The sequence below is a fragment of the Amycolatopsis sp. NPDC059021 genome (genome assembly GCF_042739895.1).
Taxonomy (GTDB): domain Bacteria; phylum Actinomycetota; class Actinomycetes; order Mycobacteriales; family Pseudonocardiaceae; genus Amycolatopsis.
In genome coordinates this window covers 44,517-64,147 of sequence record NZ_JBHYIQ010000033.1, presented here as the reverse complement: position 1 = coordinate 64,147, position 19,631 = coordinate 44,517, and the positions used below count along the sequence as shown (strand labels likewise).

The window sequence follows — 19,631 nt, the reverse complement described above, 5'->3', positions numbered from 1 at the left end:
GGGTTTTGCTGTTCCGGGGGCGTGGGGGCCGCCGCCCATTTCCCGGGCACGTCGTGCGTGCTGACCCGGGGGGCCGACCCCCCCGGACCCCCACGGTGCGGTAACTCTCGACCCAGCGTGGTTCCTTTCGGTCGCTTCGCTCCCTTAGGCGTTCCTTTGCGTTGTCAGGGGGCGGTTGTCAGGTAGCGGGTGAGCATGGATATCAGTTCCTGTTCGAAGCGGGGGATGTGGACGGGGTTGGGGGCGGCGATGAGTTGGTGGACGGTGAGTTCCACGGTGGAGACGATGAGGCGCGCGGCGGTGTCGGTGTCGGTGACGCGGACCTCGGGGTGCCGGTCGAGCAGGTTCTTGGCGTAGGCGACGCGCGATTCTTCGTGGCGGGCCATCTTTTCCCGCAGTTCAGGGGTGCGCGGCGCCTGCTCCAGCATGACGCGGAGCAGTTGCGGATCGTCGAGATGGTTGTCGATGGTGGCCCGTACGAACACGCGGATGACCTCTTCGAAGGAGCCCGCCGGTTCCTCGCGCTGGAGACGTTCGGTGGCGGCGGCCCCGGCGTCGAGGTGCCGGGTGACCAGTTCGAGCAGGATCGCGTCCTTGTTCGGGTAGTACTGGTACAGCGAGCCGATCGAGATCCGCGCCCGCTCCGCGATCCGGTTCGTCGTCCCCGCGGCGTACCCGTGCTCGGTGAAAACCTGAGCAGCGGCGGTGAGGATGCGCTGCCGGGTCAGCTCGGCCCGGACCTGGCGTGGCTGTTTACGCGGGTGGAGCCCGCGGTCGCCCGACGTCATGACACCTCCTGGACGCGCCGGCGAAAGCGAGTAGCGCGAGAAGCGAACAATTGCTCATAATTGTGCCACGACCTGGACTTCAAGGAGCATGCGATGACGCCTACCCGCACGCGCTACCGGCGGGTGTCCCTGGACGAGGTCCGTGCCAGGCTCGGCGAACCGGAGCCCACGACCAAGGCCAAGGTCCTCGACCGCATCGACGGGCACTTCCACCGGTTCATCGCGCATTCCCCGTTCCTGGCGCTGGCCACGGCCGACGCGGCGGGGCGCGCCGACTGCTCACCGCGCGGCGACTACCCGGGCTTCGTGAAGGTCCTCGACGAGCACACCCTCGCCATCCCGGACCGGCCCGGCAACAAGCTCGCCGACTCCTTCCGCAACATCGCCGAGAACGACGGCGTCGGGCTGCTGTTCCTCATCCCGGGGCTGCGGGAAATGATGCGTGTCAACGGTCACGCGTACGTCACCGACGAACCCGAGGTGCTCGCCCGGATGCGGACCGAGGCCAAGGAGCCGGAACTCGCGATCATCGTCGAGGTGACGGAGGCCTACTTCCACTGTGGACGCGCGCTGCTGCGCTCCCGGCTGTGGGACCCCGCGAGCCAAGCCCTCGCCGAGGAAATCCCCTCGCCGGGGGAGATCGCCGCCGCCCAGTTCGGGCTCGACATCGACCCGGCGCTGATCGACCGCGGTCTCGAAGACGCCTACCGCAAGCTGTTCTGACTCCGGCCACAAGGTGATTTCCTGATGCAGCAGACCATTCTCGACCGGGTGGACCGCGTCGCCGAGGACGTCGTGTCCCTCGTCCTGCGCGGTGCCGACGGCCCGCTGGCGTCGTGGGAGCCGGGCGCGCACATCGACCTGAACCTGCCGAACTGGCTGACCCGCCAGTACTCGTTGTGCGGCGACCCGGCCGACCGCGAAAGGTACCGCGTCGCCGTCCGGCACGACCGGCTCAGCCGGGGCGGCTCGGAGTACATCCACCTGTTCCTGCGGCCCGGCCGGACCATGGGGGTTTCGTTACCGCGCAACAACTTCCCGCTCGTACCCGCGCCGGAGTACCTGTTCATCGCGGGCGGGATCGGCATCACCCCGATGGTGCCGATGCTGCGCGCCGCTGTCGAAGCGGGCATTCCGGCGACACTGGTGTACGCGGGGAGGTCCGTGGCCACCATGCCGTTCGCCGGCGAACTCCGCGCCACCTACGGCGACCGCGTCCGCGTCTTCGCCGCCGATGAGCGGGGAAGGCCCGATTTCACCGTGCTGGCGGCGGAACTGAGCCCTCACGCGCTGGTGTACTGCTGTGGTCCCGCGTCGATGCTCGATGCCGTCGAGGCCGCGTTCCCCGCCGAACGCCTGCATCTCGAACGCTTCCGCCCATCGGTCAAGACCTTCGCGCCCAACACGGCGTTCGAGGTGTCGTGTGTCCGAACAGGACGGACGGTCCCCGTCGCGGCGGACGAGTCGGTGCTGGACGCGCTGACCCACGCGGGATATCCCCTCCCGTCCGGCTGCCGGGAAGGGGTCTGCGGCAGCTGCGAGATCGGCGTGCTCGACGGCGAACCCGAGCACCGGGACGACATCGGCGCCCCGGCAGGCCGCATGTACCCGTGCGTTTCCCGCGCACTGTCGCCCCGGCTCGTCGTGGACCTCTGACGTCACCCTCGCCCCGGCGGAGCATACGTCGCGATCGCGCGGTTCCGGATCTCGGCTACCACCGGGGAACCGGTGAACGCGGCCGAAACTGCGCTCAACCAGGCCGTTTCCGCCTCGATGCTGGGGGCCGCGGTGGTGGGCGCGGCGGGTGGTGGCGGCCAGCTGTGCCCGTGTTCCCGTGCCACCAGGGCGGCCGCGAGCCCGGCGGCCGTCCTGGTCGGCTCGTCCTCGGCGGTGGCGTGGCGCCGGGCCGATTCGCTGAGCCAGGCCGCGAGTTCGGGCGGTAGGTGCCCGCGCAGCGACAGCAGTCCGTCGCGGATCTCGATCAGCTTGCGGTAGCGCGCGAATTCGGCGTCGTGCCACGGGACGGGGGCGAGCGTGAGCCGGGGCAGCGCGGTCACCAGCGCCGACCACAACGGCCGCACCGCGCGGATCCCGCGCCGGGCGGCCAGCCACCGCAGCGGCCGTTCCACCACGCCCTGCCAGGTGGTCAGCACCGCGCCCGCGAACCACAGGATCATCGTGACCAGGCCCAGTACCCGGCTGGGCGGCAGGAAGTCCTCGTCGGCGAGTTCGGTCACCGCCAGCCAGAGACTGGGCAGCCCGGAGTACAGGGCCCACACCACGGTCGCCGCCGAGGCCGCGACGATCACGCGCAGTCCGGCGCGGAAGCTTCCCCTCGGACACTGGCGGGCATGCCGGGTGAGCACGCGCATGAAGCCCGTCAGGCAGCAGACCGCGTACCCGACCAGCGTCACCTGATAGCCGATCAGGCCGGGCAGCCGGCCGAAAGCGGGAGTGCGCACCTGTTCGATGTGCTGGGCGATGTCGGCGCAGCACACCGCGAGCACTGCCCAGCACAGCAGCAGCGGCCACCACCGCGTCCGCGGCGCGGGGCTCTGGGTGGTGCGGGCGAGCCGGAGCAGGAGATGCACCGCCAGCAGTTGCAGGGCGTTGCTCGGCACCCGGCACAGCAGGGCCGCCATCGGCGGATCGCCGGGCAGCACCAGCCGGACGGTCGGTTCGGCCGAGATCGCCAGCGCCGCCGCCATGCTGAGGAAGAAGCCGAGCAGGCACCGCATACCGGGACTGAGCGGAATCCGCCGCGCGGTGGCCAGTTTGCCCGCGCTGATCAGGACCAGCAGCCCGGCGCCGAGATAGCTGATCACCGCGTGGCTCCCGGGCCGAAGGCCGAGCGCAGGCGTTCCAGCGCACCGCTCACCGGCTCGGCGGGCCGCCCGCGACGGGCCCGGTGCATGATCAGCGACGCCACCAGTTCCGCCTCCTGCTCCTGCTGGTGCGCGTAGGTCGTACGGCCGAGCACCCGCCGGACGAGGCCGGCCGGCAGGTTGGGCATGAGCACCGAGGAGACCGCCTCGGACAGCACGCCCGTCCCGGCGTGGCCGCACAACAGGTGTCCCAGCTCGTGCAGGAGGATGTGTTCCTGGTGCAGCGGACTGGTGTCGGTGTTGTAGAAGACGTAGTCGGCCCGGTCGGTCGCGGCGAGTACACCGCACGGCGTGCCGGGACGCGTGGCGAGCGGGATCAGCTCGATCGGCCGTCCCCGCAACATGACGATACCGGCGACGAACACGGTGATGTCGAAGGGATCCGGGACGTCCACTGTGGACACCACCTGCTCGCAGCGGCTCAGGAGCGCTCTTCGGGAACGGCGCACGCTCACGCTCCCGGCCCGCGGTCGTGCTGCTGCCCGGCGCCGTTCCGCTGTGCCTCGCGACGCTCGATGGCGTCGATGATGTCGGTGACCGTGCCGAGCCCCTCTTCGGAGAGATTCACCGCGCGCAGCGCCACTTCGCGCACCGCGTTGTTGCGCAACGCGCCGAGCAGTTCCAGCTCCTCGGCGATCGCCGTGCCCTGCTCGTCGTCGAAGAAGTACGCCGGAGGGACCTGGAAGAACCCGGCGAGCGCCTCCAGATGACGCTTGGTCGGATTGGTCCGGCGCCCGGTGCGCAGCTGCCAGAGGTACGCCGCGGAGAAGCTCTCGCCGGTGCTCTCGCGGCAGGCCCGCGCCACCTCCTCGTGGCTGTGCTGTTCGCCGCTCGGGCGACGGACCACCTGGAACAGCCGGTCGATCCGTTCGGCGAGGGTGGTGTCCGCCGGTGCGCGGTCCTGCTCGTCGGTCATCTCCGCCTCGGTACCGGTAGGCGACCGGCCGTGAGCAGAGATGAATCTACTACTTCTTGTCATTCATCTCAGTTGACAGCTCGTGTCGCGAGTGGATAGCTTGTGCTCGCCACATTAGCTGAAATGAATGACCGGCGAGAGGCTGGATCACGATGGCTGGCAGCTCGCCGGGTGACCACGAGCAAGGGGGAACCACGATGAAGAAGATGCTCGGCGCCGCGGTCCTGGCCGCGGCCGCGCTCACGGGAGTCGTCGTATCCGGCGGAATCGCTGTGGCACAACCGGTTTCGGCGGTGCAGTCGGCTTCGTTCACCGCGACCGCGCTCGGGGTGAGCCCGAGCCACGCCACTATCCGCGCGGAGGGTTACGCCTACGGCAAGGCCGCCGCGGCCGGGTACCAGCGTTCGCAGTGCTACGTGTACGGCTCCAGCGTGCGGGCGAGCGACCTCCCCGGCACCTGGTACGGCACGGTGACCGTGGCCTGCCAGAGCTGAGACCGCCCGCTTTCTTCCGCCCGGAGGGGGCGGAAGTCAACCGATCAGCAAGGAGTGTTCGATCATGGCTTCGATTCTCGTCCGCGGCGCCGTCGCCGCGTTGTTCGCCGGGTTCGCCGTCGTCACGCCGGCCGTGGCACAGGCCGCGCCCGCGCCGTCCGCCGTCTCGGCCGGCTCGGTGCAGGTCTTGGAGGAGCGGGTCTTCAACGACATGGCACTCGAGAACAGCCCCAAGGAAGCCAAGCGCGAAGCGGAAAAGGCCGCGCGCCGCCAGGCGCTGATCGCCGGTTTCACCAACGAACAGTGCGTACTGCTCTTCGCCGACTCCTCCCGGCTCGGCCCTGGCTACTACTGGGGCAGCGCCTCCATCCGCTGCACCCGCTGACCTCTTCGTAAGCCTTCCGCCCGGCGGGCGCGGGTGTTCACACTGACCGGTCTTCGACGCCCAATAGAGCTTTCTCGCTGAGAGTTCTGGGGCGGTGGGTGGTGCCGGATGCGCTGGACGGCGCTTTCGGTGCGCTGGTCTGGGATGCGACAAGGGCGTCCCTGGGTGCGTTGAGTGCATCGGGGGCGTCCCTGGGTGCGGTGGATGCACCCAGGGCGTCCCTCGTACTTCCCGCCCACGCCGATGGCATCGCCTGATGTCGCGAACGCGTCGTTGCCGACGATGAACGTCCCGAACGGAGCGTTCGCGACATCCAAGACCGCCGCACGAACCCCATCGCATGAAGGCCGTGAAGGAGGCCTTCACGGCACCACCCATCAGCCAAAGCCGCATCTAGCCTTTCGCGACCGCTTCGCGGACGGCGGGGGCGATCTCGCCCGCCCAGCGGCCGAGGGTCACGATGTCCTGCGCGCCATGGGTTTCCGAGAAGAGCATGAAGCCCGACGCGCCGTGCTCCAGTACGGCGCCGGTCAGTTCGCTCACCCACTGCTCGACGGAGCCGCCGATCCACCGGCCGGTCTCGTCGCGCGTGGCGGTGAGCGGCCGGTCGGTGATGCGGCCGGGGAAGTTGAAGATCGTGCGGATCTCCCGCGGATCGCGCCCGGCGGCCGCGGCGGCCTCGTCGATGACCGGCCGGGAGGTCCGGTACCGCTCGCTGAGCCAGTCCGCCGCGTGACCGGGGAGCCAGCCGTCGGCGACCCGGCCGGTGGCGGCGAGGGATTTCCGGCCGACCGACCCGGTCCACACCGGCGGCGCGGCCGTGGGTGCCGGTTCGATCTCGCGCACCTGGTAGTGCCGGCCCTCGTAGGTGACCGGCGCGCCGCCGCCCGAGAGCAGTTTGATCAGCACGATCGCCTCTTCGAAGGCGTCGACGGCGTCGGCGGGGGAAAGCCGCGGAACGCCCATCGCCGCGATCCGGTCCCACAGCCCGCCCGCGCCCATGCCGAGCACGACACGGCCGCCGGAAAGCGCCGACAGCGACGTCACGGTCCGCGCGAGCAGGGGAGCGGGACGCGTCGGCAGGTTGGTGACGTTGGCGAAGGCCGAGAGGTGCTCCGTGCGGCCGAGCAGGAAACCGAGGGTGGCGTAGGCGTCGAGGCGTCCGCCGAGGTACGGGTGATCCGAGAGCGAGATGAGGTCCAGTCGTTCGCGGTCGGCCTGCTGGGCCAAGCGCAGCAGTTCCGGTCCGTCGGCGACCTCGCTGTGCGCGCCGAAACCGAAGACGACTTCCTGTGTGGACATTGCGGGGGCCTTTCCTGGAGGTTCGGTGATTTCGCCGTGGCACGGCGGTTTCAGGCGGGGCCGAAGTGCTCGGCGAAGCGGCCGGTGAACAGATCGGCGCCCTTGTACTCGGCGACGGTGGTGGCGGGGACGGCGGCCGAGCCGTCGGCGGCGGGCAACTGGCCGACACCGCCGTGCGGGCCGAGCGGGAGCAGGATCGTGGGCTCGGGCGACGGCCGGTAGCCGGCCGCCGGCCGTTCGCCACACAGCTGCGCGCGGATGTTCCGCGCGACGACCTCGGCGTGCCGCATGGCGTACCCGGCCATCTTGGCTTCGGCGACATCGGTGAGGTCGCCGACCGCGTAGACGTGGTCATGGCCCCGGACGTTGAGGGTCTCGGTGACCGGAACCTCGCCTCGCGCGGTGAGCGCCGTGAGGCGGCCGTCGGCGAGGTAGCCGTTGTTGAGACGCACTCCGTAGGCACGGAACCAGATGTCGGCGGTGATCTCCTCGCCGCCGGTGGTGGTGACGGTGAACGTCCCGGCCTGGCCGGGGCCGGTCGGCGGTGGCGCGCTCAGGCCGGTACCCAGCCGCAACCGGATGCCCGCGGCGTCGAGCTGCCGGTGCAGGTCCTGGCGTACCTCCGGCCGGAAACCGGGCAGCAGCCGCTCCGCCGGGTCGAGGACGGTCACGTCCTTGCCGGGCCAGACCGCCTTGATCTCCCCGGCGAGTTCCAGGCCGACCGGTCCGGCACCGGCGATCAGCACCCGCCCGGCGTCCGCCAGCTCCTTGTGCGTCCGGCGGAGGTCGTCCAGCGCCTCCTCGGCGGAGTCGGCGGCGGGTTTGGCCGGGTAGGTGTACCCGGAACCGGTGGCGAGGACGAGGTGGTCCGCCTCGATCCGCCGCCCCGAGGCGAGGGTGACGCCGCCGGGATCCACCGAGGCCGCGCGGTCGTGGAGCACCGTGCCTCTGGCGAGCAGCTTGTCGTAGGGGAAGAACATGGCCGGTGCCCAGTCCGGCCGGACCAGCGCCCGTAACGACGCCGCCGCGTTGACGAACGCGTCCCGTGGCTCGACGAGGACGACGTCCGCGTCGGCGTCCAGTGCCTTCGCGGCCGCCGAACCCCCGTAACCGCCGCCGATGACGACGACTTTCCGACTCATGATCGCATCCTCCCAGAGAGTCGCAGTTCGCCAAACGAAAAATATTAGTTCGTAGGACGAACTGCAAGTGCTTCGGGAGATCTGTGTTGTTGTCCGTCCACAAGGGGCGATCGCGGGGGCTAGCGGCCGCGGGCGGCCCCCTCGGTCAGGTCCATGAAGACCACCGGAACCTCGTTGTCCAGTACGACGCGGCCGAGCAGGCCGGCGAGCGTCTCGCGCTCGGCCGCGCCGAGGCCCGAGGGCAGTTCGTTGACCCGGCGGCAGGTCTCGGCGTAGAACTCCTCCGCGAGTTGCCTGCCTTCAGTGGTGAGGGTGACCCGCACCGCGCGGGAGTCCGCCGGATCCGGTTCGCGCCGGACCAGTCCGTTGCGTTCGGTGCGGTCCACCAGGCCGGTGAGGCTCGATTTGGCCAGCCCCAGCGTGGCGCCCAGTTCGCTCATGCCGTACGGCTGCGCCATCAGCACACACAGCAGCTGTCCTTGCTGGGGGGTGATGCCGTGTTCCCGGCTCGATTCGGCATAGACGGCGTTCACCAGGAATGCCGACCGCACCAGCGCGGTCACCACTCCCATCCGGCCTTCGTCATTCTTCGTGCCCACGCCGCGAGCCTAGCATTTTCGCGCGTTACAGTTCGCAGGACGAACTTCCTGTGCCAGGGGCCGCTCCCGGTTCGCCGGGCCGGGAGCGGCCCGGGAGCTCAGCCGAGGGCGAGGGCGACCAGCCGGTCGTAGCCGCCGTTGAACACGTCCTGGTCGATCGGGCTGTCGCTGTACTGCCAGAAGGTCCAGATGTCCCAGTCGAAGGGCAGCTGGCCGGGGCCGTCCGCGTACCGCGCCACCCAGAGCGGGTTGGTGGTCTTGAAGCCGGCCAGGTTGCCGGTGCACTGCGACCACCACGACGTCGCCGTGTAGATCACCGGCCAGACCCCGGTGCGGTTGTGGTACTGGTCGCTGAAGTCCTTGACCCAGCCGATCATGTCCCACTGGCCGTAGCCGTAGCACGCGGCGCCGTTGGGATTCCATTCGATGTCGAGGGTGCCGGGGAGCGTCTTGCCGTCGGCCGACCAGCCGCCACCGTGATCGACGAAGTAGTCCGCCTGTGCGGCGCCGCCGGACACGTCGGGCCGGGCGAAGTGGTACGAGCCGCGGATCATCCCGACGTCGTAGGAGCCGTTGTACTGCTGCGCGAAGTAGGGGTTCGTGTAGTCGGTGCCTTCGGTCGCCTTGACGTAGGCGAAGCGCTTTCCCTGGCCCCACAGGGAGTTCCAGTCCACGTTGCCCTGCCAGCCGCTGACGTCGATGCCGTAGACGGCGTCCTCGACGCCGAGCGCCGACGCCGTGACCCGCCGCGGGCCGGAGCCGGTGCGTTCGTGCGCGCGCACCTGGGATCCCATCGGATGGTCCGCCTGCCGGATCAGCCCGGCGAGCGCGGGGGCCACGCTCGGGTCCAGCCGTGGCTCGGCGGGCCGGGGTGAACCGGCGGCATTGGCCGTCCCGGTGATGCTGAGCGCGATCAGGGCGGCCGTGCCGAACAGGGCCTGCCATCTCCGTCGGTGTCCGAACATGATCATCGTCCTTTCGGTCCGCTCGCGGCGACCCCCAGACCCGGTCACCGGGGCATCCGTTGCTGAACGACGCATTGTGACTACGTCAGGTGAATTCATTACCCGCGTTCCGGCGGAATGCCCGGTTCCTGTCCGGAACCGGCCAGGAATGCCGCCGAACGGCCTCACTCACCCGAGGGACCGGGGCGTTCGGCGGTCCGGGGTGTCGGTGCCGGACGGGGATCTCGCGTGACCGGAAACGTAACTCGCGTGATCGAAGGCGGAACTCGCGTGATCAGGCGGAGATCTCGCGTGATCGCTCTCGTAACGGCATCGCGGATGCGAGCGACTGCGTGGCGGATGAGGGAAGGGGGACCGCCATGATCGGTTCTCGGCAAGGGTTTCCGGCCCCGGTGTGCCCGTTGTGCGTGCGGTCTTTTCCACCAGGTGCGATCGCCTGTCCGTGGTGTGGTCACCGGTTCACCGCGGCCGGTGGCCCGAACGCGGTGCGCCGCAACGCGACCGGCGCCGGGTTGCTGGCCGGGGGAGCGCTGGTGGCGCTGTCGCCGGTCCTGCCGTGGTTGCGGGCCGTCCCGCCCGGCGCCGTGAGCCTGTTCGACCTGTCGGTGTCCGGGCCGTCCCGCGCCGCGGCGATGCCGGTGGTGCTGGCGCCGGTCGCCGTCGTGGTGATCGGCGTGGTGGCCATGGCGTCCGGCCTGCTGCTGCCGCGGGGCACCGCCGCCCGCGTGACGGCCGGGCTGCTGGCCGGGATCGCCGTGCTCGTCGGCGTGCTGGTGCTGGTGGCGGTGTTCCGGGCGGATTCCGCCGGGGCGGCGCGGATCGGCGCCGGCCCGTGGCTGGCGCTCGCGGGCGCGGCGGTCCTCGCCGGGACGGCGGTGCTGCCGGTTTCCGGGGCCGGCCCGCCACCCGGGTCCGCGCTGCGCCGCCAGTCGGTCCCGATGGTCGGCACGGCGGTGGTGGCCGTGTTCGCGGCGCTGGGGCTCGTCGCGCTGTTCGGCGCCGCCGCGCGGGCACGCGTCGAAGTGCCGGTCGCCGCCATGCCGGGGCCGCCCCAACCGCAGCCGGTCGCCCCCGTCCCGTCGACGACGAGCCCGGCGCCGACACCGGCGACAACGACCGTCCCGCCACCGCCACCGCCGCCACCGACGACGACGGTGACCGCCACCGCGCCGGCGGAACCGGTCAACGATCTCGCCGCGGCGGAGAAACTGGTGCGTGGCAAGGGATATCGACCGGTGCCGAACACGACGTGGCAGCCGGTGTACGGCCTGCACGTCATCGTGGCCGTGCTCGCGGAGACCGGCGACGGCTACGACCAGCGAGCGTTCTTCTTCCACGACTCGCGCGGCTACCTGGGCACCGACACCTCCGGTGCCAGCGCGGGAGTCGCCGAAGTGTGGGCGACCGACGACACCGTTGCCCTGACCTACAGCCTCTACCACGTGGGCGACCCGCAGTGCTGCCCGACCGCGGGCGCGGCGACGGTCCGCTACTTCTGGAACGGCGCGCGGCTGGTGCCGCTGGACCCGATCCCGTCCGACGACTCCCGCGCCGCGGTGAGCAGGCGGTGAGGAGTCGCTTGTCATCGGGATGTCATCGACCGGCCCCTACCGTCGACGGGTGACGATGGCGGAGGAAACCGGGCCGGGCCGGGTGATCGGCGGGCGTTACCGGCTCGTCGGGACGCTGGACTTCGGCGGCATGGGACGGGTGTGGCGGGCGCACGACGAGGTCCTGCGCATCGACGTCGCGGTCAAGGAGGTCTGGCTGTCCCCGGCGATGCCGCCGGAGGAACGGCAGGAACGGCTGGCGAGGGCCGAGCGGGAAGCGCGCAACGCCGCCGCGCTGCGGGATCATCCGCATGTGGTCGCGGTCCACGACGTCGTCGTCGAGGACGACGTCCCGTGGATCGTGATGCGGCTGGTTTCCGGGCGGTCCCTGGAGAAACGCCTCGCCGAGGGGCCGCTGTCCGCCGAGGAGGCGGTCCGGGTCGCCGGTGATCTGCTCGACGCCCTCGAGGCAGCGCACGGCGCCGGGATCGTGCACCGCGACGTCAAACCGGCGAACGTGCTGCTGGCCGAGGACGGGGAAACGCTGCTGGCCGACTTCGGCATCGCGGTGCACCACGCCGACACCACGATCACCGGCACCGGGACGCTCATCGGCTCGGTCGAGTACATGGCACCCGAACGGCTCAACGGCAAGGACGGCCTCGCCGAAAGCGATCTCTACTCCCTCGGGGTGACGCTGTACCAAGCGGTCGAGGGGCTTTCGCCGTTCCGCCGCGGCACTCCCACCGCCACGCTCACCGCGGTCCTGCTGGAGGAGGCACCGGCGCCGGAACACGCCGGCGTGCTCACCACGCTGATCACCCGGCTGCTGGACAAGGATCCCGAGCGGCGCCCGGACATCGCCGGGGCGCGGGCACTGCTGACGGCGTCGGCGACGAAGAAGCTCGACGACACGGCCGACCGGACCGAGAAGCTCGGCAAGCCGGTCAAGGAGACCAGGAAATTCGAGGAGATCACCGGGCCGCCTAAGACCACGTCTCCGGTCCTTGCGGTGAGCGCGGTGGCGGGTCTCGTCGTCGTGGGACTGGTGATCCTGCTCGTCACGCGGGGCGCCGTCAGCTACGTCGCGTCCACCCTCTTCGGGAAGTCGGCGTCGACCAGCTCCTCGGCGAGCGCGACTCCGTCCACCACCGGACGCACCACGCCGAGCACCACCTCGCGGTCGAGCACCACGACCAGCCGGGAACGGACCACCGCGCGCGCCAAGCCGGCGGATCTGGACAGCGCGGCGGGTGACACCACCCCGTTGACGGCGTCGGCGCTGCTAGCGGACTCGTTCACCGACGACAGGAACGTGCGCTACACCCGGACGAACGGCGGCGTCCGCAACTGCGTCACCGAGTACCTGAGCCAGGAGGTGCGGGACATGCTCCGCCGTTCCGGCTGTGACAAGGCCGTCGCCGGGACATACCGGGACAGCTCCGACAAGATGCTGGTCATGGTGTGGGTCGTGCCGATGAAGGACGAGCAGACCGCCCAGACCGCTTACGACGCGCAGGATTCCGGCTCCTGGGGGATCATGTGCCCCGGCAGCGGGCCCGGAGCCGAGATCTGCGACGACAACAAGGACACCAGCCGGGCGACGCGCGGTGCCTACACCCGCCGGACCCACCGCTATCTGGTCCGGTCGACCGCGATGTACATCAACCTCTCGCGCGACAGCGGAGCCAAACCGGCCCTGGTGTCGGCCGCGAGCGCGGCCGTCGACTCGGCGGGGCCGATGAACCATCCCGGCAACCGGTGAGCGCCGGACCGACCTCAGCGTCTATTGTGGACAGTCAATCGTGGCCGATCAGCACGGGATGACGTCGTTGGCCGCGCACCGGACGGCAGCGGCCGGTGCCGTAGCAGGGCACGTGCGCCCACACAGTCTTGCCGTCGCGATGGGGGTCCTGCTCGACGCCCCACGCCGCGGCGAGCCGGTCGACCAGGAGCAGGCCGCGCCCGCGCGGGTCGCGTGCCACCGGCAGCGCCATCATCGGCTGCCGGTAGGTGAGGTCCGCGACCTCGATCCGGACGGCGCACGGGGACACCGACCGCCACAGCTGGATGTGCCGCGGCCCGCCGCCGTGCTCGAAGGCGTTGGCCACCAGTTCGGTGGCGACCAGCAGCACGTCACCGCGGTGGATCTCGCCGAGGCCGGTCAGCTGCCGCGAGGCCCACGCCCGCATCTCGGCCAGCGCGCGAGCCGACGCGTCCCGCAGATCCAGTACCCACGTGCCCGGAAGGACGTCCTCGGCCACTTCGGTCATGGCGGTACTCCTCTCCGGAGACGTGTTCCTCTCGGCTGAAGAGGCGTGCACAGGGGGTATACCCAGAACGGCGAAAATCAATCCGCCCGGCAACGTCGCCGCGCGCCCCGGCGGGCTGACCGGGCACTACCGGCCGAAGGCGGTCAGGAACCGGTCGCGGAACGCGTCCAGCTGCCACACCGGGGCGTGCGGGCCGGGTTTCAGGCCGTCCTGCCAGCCCCAGCCCGAGATCCGGCCCAGCACGGCCGGGTCCTTGGCGAGGAGGGTGACCGGGACGTCGCGCCCGGCGCCCGCGCCGGTGACCACCGGCGGCTGGTGGTCGCCGAGGAAGACGAGGACGAGGTTGTCGTCGCCGTAGGTCCGCACGTAGGAGATCAGGGTGTCCAGCGTGTACTCGAGGGACTTCCCGTACGCGGTTCGAACCCGGTCCGGATCGGGCCACACGGACTCCGGGGCTTCGCCCTGTGCGGGCATCGGGCCGAAGACCGTGCCGTCGCCGACGGCGTTCCAGTCGACGAGCCGGGGCAGCGGAGTCCACGGCGCGTGGCTCGAGACGAGGTCGATCTCGGCCATCACCGGTGCGTGGCCCGGCGCGCGCTCGGCGCGCTGGAAGGCGGAAAGCGTGTACTGGTCGGGCATGGTCGCGTAGGAGAAACCGGGGCCGCGGTAGCCGACGTCGCGGGCGTCGTAGTACGACTCGAAGCCGTAGAACCTTCCCTCCGGCCAGTCACGGGTGTGCGCGGGCACGTCGTGGACCGTCTTCCAGCCCGCGCGCCCGAAAGCGCGGGTCAGGGTGAGCCGGCCGGTCCCGAGCAGTTGCTCGTAGCGTTGCTGGTTGTCGATCCACAGGCCGGACTGCAGCGTCGAATGGGCCAGCCAGCTCCCGCCGCCCGTCGTCGACGAGGTGAGAAAGGCACTCCTGGCACCGAATCCGGCCGCGCGCAGCCGCGCGGTGCCGTCGTCGAGCAAGGCGCCGATCCCGGGTGCGAGCCGAGGATCTTCGAGAGCGACCCGCCCGTAGCTCTCGACGAAGGTGAAGACGACGTCCTTGCCGCGCAACGCGGTGAGCAACCGGTCACCGGGCGTGTCGCGGAACGCGTCGACGCGGACCTCCTCGGCCAGCGGCCGCCGAGCCCGCAGATCGGCGCGCACCTGGCGGAGGTCGTCGTAGGCCAGCGCGGCCGCGCTCCGCGCGGCGACCGGTTCGCCGGGCGCGGCCTGGACCCCGGCCAGATCGCACACGATCCAGACGATCCCGAGCACGGCCACCACCCGCGTCGACGCGGTGCGGCGGCCCACCACCACCCGGCTCAGCCGTCGCACCGCCATCGTCACCAGGACCACCAGGGCGAGCGCGAGCACCAGCACGCCGATCGCCACGGCGATCGCACCCGGCTTCCCGAGGCCGCCTGCCAGGAAATCCAGGCCGCCACGCAGGAAACTCCAGTCGAAGACCGGGTCGAACGGCCGGTCGAGGGCCGCGAAGAAACCCATGTCGAGGATCTTCACCAGGGCCAGCAGCCCGAGCAGGACGCCCAGCACGGTCGCCACCACCCGCCTCGGCCGGGGCGGGAGGACGAGCAGGACGGCGACTCCGACCAGGCCTTCGACCGGGACGCGCACGAACATCGCCGGGGTGAGGTGGCTGATCTCGTTGGGCGCCAGGAGCGCGAAAAGGACGAGCACGAAGGCCGACACCGTGGCCAGTTCTTCGGCACGGGGGAGGCGTCCGTGGCCCGGCACGCGGAGAAAACGAGACGACGGCAAGACCGGACCTTCCCTCCACGCGGCGATATCGGCTGGGCCCCGGCAGCGTCCCGCGCGGCATCGCGGCCCCCGAGAGTAACTACGGCCCGGCGCCGTCGCCGGTTCACCCGGGCACCCGACTGTCCACACCGGACATAGGCCGAACGGACGCGCCAGGGCCCGGCGCGCTGTGCCGGGGCACCCGAGCGGTTAGGCTGCGCGGCGTGTTCCGGGCTGTACGAGTCCGGGCGGGTTCCAGCTCGAAGGAAGTAACAATGGCGCAGAAGGTTCTTGTCCAGATGATGGACGACATCGACGGTGGCGAGGCCAGCCAGACCGTTCCGTTCAGTTTGGACGGTGTGCAGTACGAGATCGACCTGTCGGACGACAACGCCGAAAACCTCCGCGAAGGGCTGGCCCCGTTCCTGGCGGCTTCGCGGCGCGTGGGCGGCCGGAAGGTCCGGCTCGCTGTCGGCCAGTCGGCCGCGGCCGCGACCGCGGCGCCGGCTCCCGTTTCGCAGGCCGACCGGGAGCGCTCCCGCGCGATCCGGGCGTGGGCGCTGGACAACGGCTACGAGGTGTCGGAGCGCGGGCGGATCCCGCGCGAGATCGTCGAGGCGTTCGAGCGGGCGGAGGCCGAGCCCGAGCCGGTGAAGGCGCCGCGCAAGCGGGCTTCCCGGAAGAAGGCGGGCGCCTCCGCGTGACGTCTTGTGGAACGGGCCCCGGCTTCGCGGCCGGGGCCCGTTTCGTCGTGCGGGTCCGGCCGCCGGATGTCGATGGTGGTACCCCGGCCAGTCGGGGGGCTGCCTGGCCGGAGTACCACCACGGCAACAGAGAGGGACCGGGCACCGCTCGGATGACGCCCGGGGCATCGATTCACCCAGAAGTGTGAATGGAAGCCCGCTGACCTGCGGTGCTGCCCGGCTCAGGCGTTCGGGTTGTCCCCGTGGGTCAGGGTCTCCCAGGCCAGGAAGTGGTTGTCGGTCCCGGCCGGCCGGGTGCGCGCCAGCAGGGCGGCCGTCTGCGGCATCGGGACGCCGAGCTGGTTGTGGTAGCGGTTGTAGGCGGTTTCGAGAACCGGCCCCAGGCCCTTCTTGATCTTTCCGCCGCACAGCCAGGACGGCACGGCCGCGCCGAGGTCGTACCCCGCGTGGAACTCCAGCGCCGCCACCATGCGGTCGCGCATCTCGCCGAACAGATCGGGCCCGCCCTGCAGCTTCGCCGTCTCGGCGACGTGGCTCGCCGCGACCAGGCCCCAGCCGGTGTGCCCGAAGTCGCGGCACGTCTCCTGCGCGAGGCCGTCGGCGAACTTCGTCTGCCTGTGCCAGTACTTGACCAGCGCGTCCCGGTCATCGGGCATACCGGGCGCCGCCTTCGGGAGCGCGCCGTCCGCGCTGACGTAGACGTACGCGGGGACGCGGCCCCGCCAGGTGTTCACTGCCTTGTCGTAGGAGGCGCGGTCGTCGAGGAACACCGAGATCCCGACGGCGGCGTCGGTCATGATCAGCTCCCAGTTCCCGTTGGCGTGCGAGCCTTTCAGCAGCGCCGGGAGGTAGACCTTGCGCAGCATCGTGGCGAACTGGGCCTGCTTCGGCGCGGGCCAGGCCGTCGAGGTCGCGCGGACGAGTTCGCCGGCGCGTGCCCAGGAAACCCCGGCCCAGCCGGTCTGCAGGGGCGCGTTGCTCAGCGAATGCTTCGCGATCGTGGCGGCCCACGCGTCCATGAGCTCGACCGCCTTGGCGGCGTAGGCCTCGTTGCCGGTGAGGTACGACATCAGCGCGTCCGTGTAGGCCGCGAGCGCGTCGGTCCGTTCGTCGGTGCAGCCGATGTCCGGCTTCGATCCGGACCCGCACTGCACGTCCGCGATCGGCTTCGGCGTGCGGCTCAGCGAGGCCAGCGGGCTGGCCTTCAGCTGCGCGAAGGCGGACTTCCACGGTTCCGCACCGGCGTCGATCTTCTGCCGGACGAAATCGAGGCTCTGCTTGGTGTCGGACACGCCAGGATGCGTGAAGGACGCGGGCGCGGCGGCGCGCGCGATCGCCGGCGCGCCGAGCGCGGACGGCCGCGTCAGCGCGACGACGCCTCCCGCGACGATCAGCGCGACGACCGCCGCCCACAGCACGACGTGACCACGGTTGACCAGGTGCAGGCGGGGCTGCCCCATGGAGCTCTCCCTCGGGTTGGCGGGTGCGGCGCGGACCGCCAAAATACATCGGACTACTGCGCGGGATCTAGTGCGGCTGATCGTCCTGAACACGGGGATTAGCCGGAAATAGATCAGATGTCTACCCTGCCCCGTGATGCGAAGTTCGGGGTGTGGGACAGTCGGCCCGACGTGTGTCACCTGCCGCATCGGGGCTGGTCCCGGGCTGTGATAACTTGAAACGAACTGGGGCATCTGTGCGAAAGCTAATGCTGCGCGGTGTCCCGTCGAGGGGCCGGTAGCTCAGTTGGTTAGAGCAGGGGACTCATAATCCCTTGGCCGTCGGTTCGAGCCCGACCCGGCCCACGAGACGGGGCTTGCTGTTCGCAAGCCCTTCGGGCCTGCTCCCGGTGTCCGCAGTGTCTTCCCGGGGGATGACCCCCGGACCCCCAGCACGCAAAGCGGGTCGCCTTGGGTGGTTGGCGTGGGTCGCCTCGGGTGGTTCGTGCGCCGAGACGGTGACTTCACTCTGATAGCGGCTCTTGGGCTGGTTGTTGCTGGATATGAAGCGTCCACTTCGGACATAGGTTGGCGTGTGGTGGGAACGGGTCGCGGGGGTTGGCGGCAATGGGCTATTACCACGGGTGGGGAGTGTGCGGTAGCGGAGTCGGGCTACTGTTTCGCGAGTTCGTGTGGGGTATTCCGCGCTCAGCGCCGCAAAACTGCCGCGTCGTGCGAAGACTGTGCCCGATCTTCATTCGAAGATTGACCGAAAGCGCAGTGTGCTCAAGTATTGCGGAACGACTGGGTTGTCCGTGTACACTCGCCGGGCGACAGTCCGGTGTGGCCTGGTGGGAGGCGTTTGCGGGGTGCGGTGGATACCGTCTCCCCAGTCGGCCGGCAGTGGCCTGCCGCTGCATGTCCAAGGCATCGGCGAGCGGGTAATCCCGCGCAAGGAACACGTATCCGGTCGGCTCGGAAAGCGGTTTCTCACCCGAACGCCGGTCGCGCTCAGTCCTGCGGTGACGTTTGCCGCGGTGACTGTCACGCGGATCGTGGACGCGGCCGGAACGCGGGGCCACACAGGGCCTGCGGTGCACGGGAAGGCTCGGCCCGGGGAGGATGGCGGGGCTTGGTGCGCGGCAATCGGAGCGCCGCTCGGCCGGCCGGGACCGGGCGACGCGAAACGCGTTCGGTGGTCTTCCGGCGAAAAGCGGAGACCACGGGGGAACAGTTCGGCGCGCTCGCGGCGAATGCCGGACAATTCCTGATCCTTCGCCGCACCGCCACCCGGCCCAAGAATCGTTCATACCAGCCATCCCCTTCCCCACAACCAGGAAAGTGAGCAGCCCATGCATGTCCCGACCCGCACCAGGGTGAGAATGCGGCGGTCTTCGCATGCCTGGCCGAATGTGGCCGCGCGCGTGCTGGCCCTCGCGCTCACCGTCACTCTCACGGCGTCCTGCGGACTGCTCGGTTCGAAGGACCACCCCGCCGCCTCCGGGCAATTGCCGGTGCTGCGGGTGGCGACCATGCCACTGGTCGACCTGGCGCCGCTGCATCTGGGCATCGAAGACAAAACCTTCGCCGCCGAGGGCGTCGATGTCCGGCTCGAACCGGCAGGCAGTGGCCAGGCCGGACTCGCCAAGCTGCTGGCCGGTGAGGTCGACATCGCCTACTCCGGCGATGTTCCGGTCGTGCTCGCGCAGAGCAAGAATCCCGCACTCGGCCTCAGGATCGTCGCGACCGCCTCGTCGGCGAGCCCGCACTCGACCGCGGTGATGGTCCGCGACAAGAGCTCCATCAAATCCCTCTCGGATCTCGAGGGGAAACGGATCGCGATCAACGGGCGAGGCGGCGTCAGCGACACCCTCACCATGGCGGTGATGGACGAGCACCACGTCGCCTACGACTCCGTCCGCTGGATGGAGATGGGATTCCCGAACATGGCCGGGGCGTTGTCCCACGGCGACGTCGACGGCGCGTTCCTCACCGAACCGTTCGTCACCTCGGCCGCGAAACAGGGAGCCATCGCCATCGCCGACCCCGCTTCCGGAGCCACCGAGAACTTCCCCATCTCCTGCTATGCCACCACGGCCGCGAAGGCGGGGAGCAACGCGGCGGCGATCACGGCGTTCCAGCGTGGCCTGCGCCGGGCATCGGAAAAGGCGCGCACGGACCGCCGGTCCATCGAACGGATGGTCATCTCCCACGCCCAGGTCGACCAGGACACCGCCGCGCTGCTCGCGATGCCGGCGTTCGGCAGTGTGCCCTCGGCCACCGAGATGCAGCGCGTACCGGACCTGCTGTACAAATTCCACGTTCTGCAGGAGAAATTCACCATCGCACCGCTGATCCTGCCGCAACCCTCGTGACATCGGACGGCCGGGTAAAACTTTTAGCGGCCGAGAGCGACGAGTGTACCCGGGCAGGGGGGGGCGGC

19 protein-coding genes and 1 tRNA gene are annotated in these 19,631 nt (G+C 70.4%); 9 read left to right on the top strand and 11 right to left on the bottom strand.

Translation table 11 applies throughout. The annotated features are described in order from the left end of the window. Window positions 1–164: 164 nt before the first annotated feature. Window positions 165–788, bottom strand: coding sequence for a TetR/AcrR family transcriptional regulator (locus ACFWX1_RS20850; RefSeq protein ID WP_378389633.1), 624 nt, complete (start codon window positions 786–788; stop codon window positions 165–167). A 93-nt stretch (window positions 789–881) separates the two neighbouring features. Between ACFWX1_RS20850 and ACFWX1_RS20845 the strand changes: the two genes are divergently transcribed. Next, window positions 882–1,511 carry an MSMEG_1061 family FMN-dependent PPOX-type flavoprotein gene (locus tag ACFWX1_RS20845; protein WP_378389631.1) on the top strand — a complete coding sequence of 210 codons (630 nt, stop codon included), beginning with the start codon at window positions 882–884 and terminating at the stop codon, window positions 1,509–1,511. 24 nt (window positions 1,512–1,535) lie between these two features. After that, window positions 1,536–2,444: a PDR/VanB family oxidoreductase gene (locus ACFWX1_RS20840; RefSeq protein ID WP_378389629.1), complete on the top strand. Its 909-nt coding sequence runs from the start codon at window positions 1,536–1,538 to the stop codon at window positions 2,442–2,444. Between the two features lie 2 nt (window positions 2,445–2,446). Here ACFWX1_RS20840 and ACFWX1_RS20835 read toward each other — a convergent pair whose 3' ends face one another. The 3 genes from ACFWX1_RS20835 to ACFWX1_RS20825 are packed head-to-tail and all read right to left on the bottom strand — an operon-like array spanning window position 2,447 to window position 4,589. After that, window positions 2,447–3,613: an MAB_1171c family putative transporter gene (locus ACFWX1_RS20835; protein ID WP_378389627.1), complete on the bottom strand. Its 1,167-nt coding sequence runs from the start codon at window positions 3,611–3,613 to the stop codon at window positions 2,447–2,449. Beyond that, entirely contained in the window at window positions 3,610–4,122 is a 513-nt protein-coding gene (locus ACFWX1_RS20830; RefSeq protein ID WP_378389625.1) for an ImmA/IrrE family metallo-endopeptidase, read from the bottom strand. The genes ACFWX1_RS20835 and ACFWX1_RS20830 overlap by 4 nt, the downstream gene beginning before the upstream one ends. A 2-nt stretch (window positions 4,123–4,124) precedes the next feature. Next, a complete protein-coding gene (locus tag ACFWX1_RS20825; protein ID WP_378389623.1) occupies window positions 4,125–4,589 on the bottom strand; it encodes an XRE family transcriptional regulator in 465 nt (154 codons plus the stop codon). A gap of 152 nt (window positions 4,590–4,741) precedes the next feature. Between ACFWX1_RS20825 and ACFWX1_RS20820 the strand changes: the two genes are divergently transcribed. Next, window positions 4,742–5,083, top strand: coding sequence for a hypothetical protein (locus ACFWX1_RS20820; RefSeq protein ID WP_378389622.1), 342 nt, complete (start codon window positions 4,742–4,744; stop codon window positions 5,081–5,083). A gap of 64 nt (window positions 5,084–5,147) precedes the next feature. Further along, on the top strand, window positions 5,148–5,468 hold the full coding sequence (locus ACFWX1_RS20815; protein WP_378389620.1) for a hypothetical protein: 321 nt from the start codon (window positions 5,148–5,150) through the stop codon (window positions 5,466–5,468). A 393-nt stretch (window positions 5,469–5,861) separates the two neighbouring features. Here ACFWX1_RS20815 and ACFWX1_RS20810 read toward each other — a convergent pair whose 3' ends face one another. The 4 genes from ACFWX1_RS20810 to ACFWX1_RS20795 form a co-directional block, all read right to left on the bottom strand. Next, a complete protein-coding gene (locus tag ACFWX1_RS20810; RefSeq protein ID WP_378389618.1) occupies window positions 5,862–6,770 on the bottom strand; it encodes an LLM class flavin-dependent oxidoreductase in 909 nt (302 codons plus the stop codon). 50 nt (window positions 6,771–6,820) lie between these two features. Next, on the bottom strand, window positions 6,821–7,912 hold the full coding sequence (locus tag ACFWX1_RS20805; protein ID WP_378389616.1) for an FAD-dependent oxidoreductase: 1,092 nt from the start codon (window positions 7,910–7,912) through the stop codon (window positions 6,821–6,823). A gap of 119 nt (window positions 7,913–8,031) precedes the next feature. Next, window positions 8,032–8,484: a MarR family winged helix-turn-helix transcriptional regulator gene (locus ACFWX1_RS20800; RefSeq protein ID WP_378389694.1), complete on the bottom strand. Its 453-nt coding sequence runs from the start codon at window positions 8,482–8,484 to the stop codon at window positions 8,032–8,034. Between the two features lie 125 nt (window positions 8,485–8,609). Further along, on the bottom strand, window positions 8,610–9,476 hold the full coding sequence (locus tag ACFWX1_RS20795; RefSeq protein ID WP_378389614.1) for a lysozyme: 867 nt from the start codon (window positions 9,474–9,476) through the stop codon (window positions 8,610–8,612). A 359-nt stretch (window positions 9,477–9,835) separates the two neighbouring features. Here ACFWX1_RS20795 and ACFWX1_RS20790 point away from each other — a divergent pair, with 359 nt between their 5' ends. Beyond that, a complete protein-coding gene (locus ACFWX1_RS20790) occupies window positions 9,836–11,047 on the top strand; it encodes an LppP/LprE family lipoprotein (protein ID WP_378389612.1) in 1,212 nt (403 codons plus the stop codon). Window positions 11,048–11,102: 55 nt separating this feature from the next. Next, window positions 11,103–12,791, top strand: coding sequence for a serine/threonine-protein kinase (locus ACFWX1_RS20785; protein WP_378389692.1), 1,689 nt, complete (start codon window positions 11,103–11,105; stop codon window positions 12,789–12,791). Between the two features lie 34 nt (window positions 12,792–12,825). Here the strand turns inward: ACFWX1_RS20785 and ACFWX1_RS20780 are convergent, their stop codons facing one another. Next, entirely contained in the window at window positions 12,826–13,299 is a 474-nt protein-coding gene (locus ACFWX1_RS20780; RefSeq protein WP_378324110.1) for an ATP-binding protein, read from the bottom strand. Window positions 13,300–13,425: 126 nt separating this feature from the next. Further along, the gene (locus ACFWX1_RS20775) at window positions 13,426–15,066 is read right to left on the bottom strand and encodes a sulfatase (RefSeq protein ID WP_378389610.1); all 1,641 of its coding nucleotides are present in this window, start codon (window positions 15,064–15,066) and stop codon (window positions 13,426–13,428) included. Window positions 15,067–15,320: 254 nt separating this feature from the next. On the opposite strand from ACFWX1_RS20775, the gene ACFWX1_RS20770 reads away from it, so the two are divergent. Next, window positions 15,321–15,749, top strand: coding sequence for an Lsr2 family protein (locus ACFWX1_RS20770; protein ID WP_378389608.1), 429 nt, complete (start codon window positions 15,321–15,323; stop codon window positions 15,747–15,749). Window positions 15,750–15,970: 221 nt separating this feature from the next. On the opposite strand, the gene ACFWX1_RS20765 is transcribed toward ACFWX1_RS20770, so the two are convergent. Continuing rightward, a complete protein-coding gene (locus ACFWX1_RS20765; RefSeq protein ID WP_378389606.1) occupies window positions 15,971–17,209 on the bottom strand; it encodes an alginate lyase family protein in 1,239 nt (412 codons plus the stop codon). A 271-nt stretch (window positions 17,210–17,480) separates the two neighbouring features. Here ACFWX1_RS20765 and ACFWX1_RS20760 point away from each other — a divergent pair. Beyond that, window positions 17,481–17,554 (top strand) — tRNA-Ile (locus tag ACFWX1_RS20760). 1,016 nt (window positions 17,555–18,570) lie between these two features. Next, window positions 18,571–19,563, top strand: coding sequence for an ABC transporter substrate-binding protein (locus tag ACFWX1_RS20755; RefSeq protein WP_378389604.1), 993 nt, complete (start codon window positions 18,571–18,573; stop codon window positions 19,561–19,563). The last annotated feature ends 68 nt before the right edge of the window (window positions 19,564–19,631 follow it).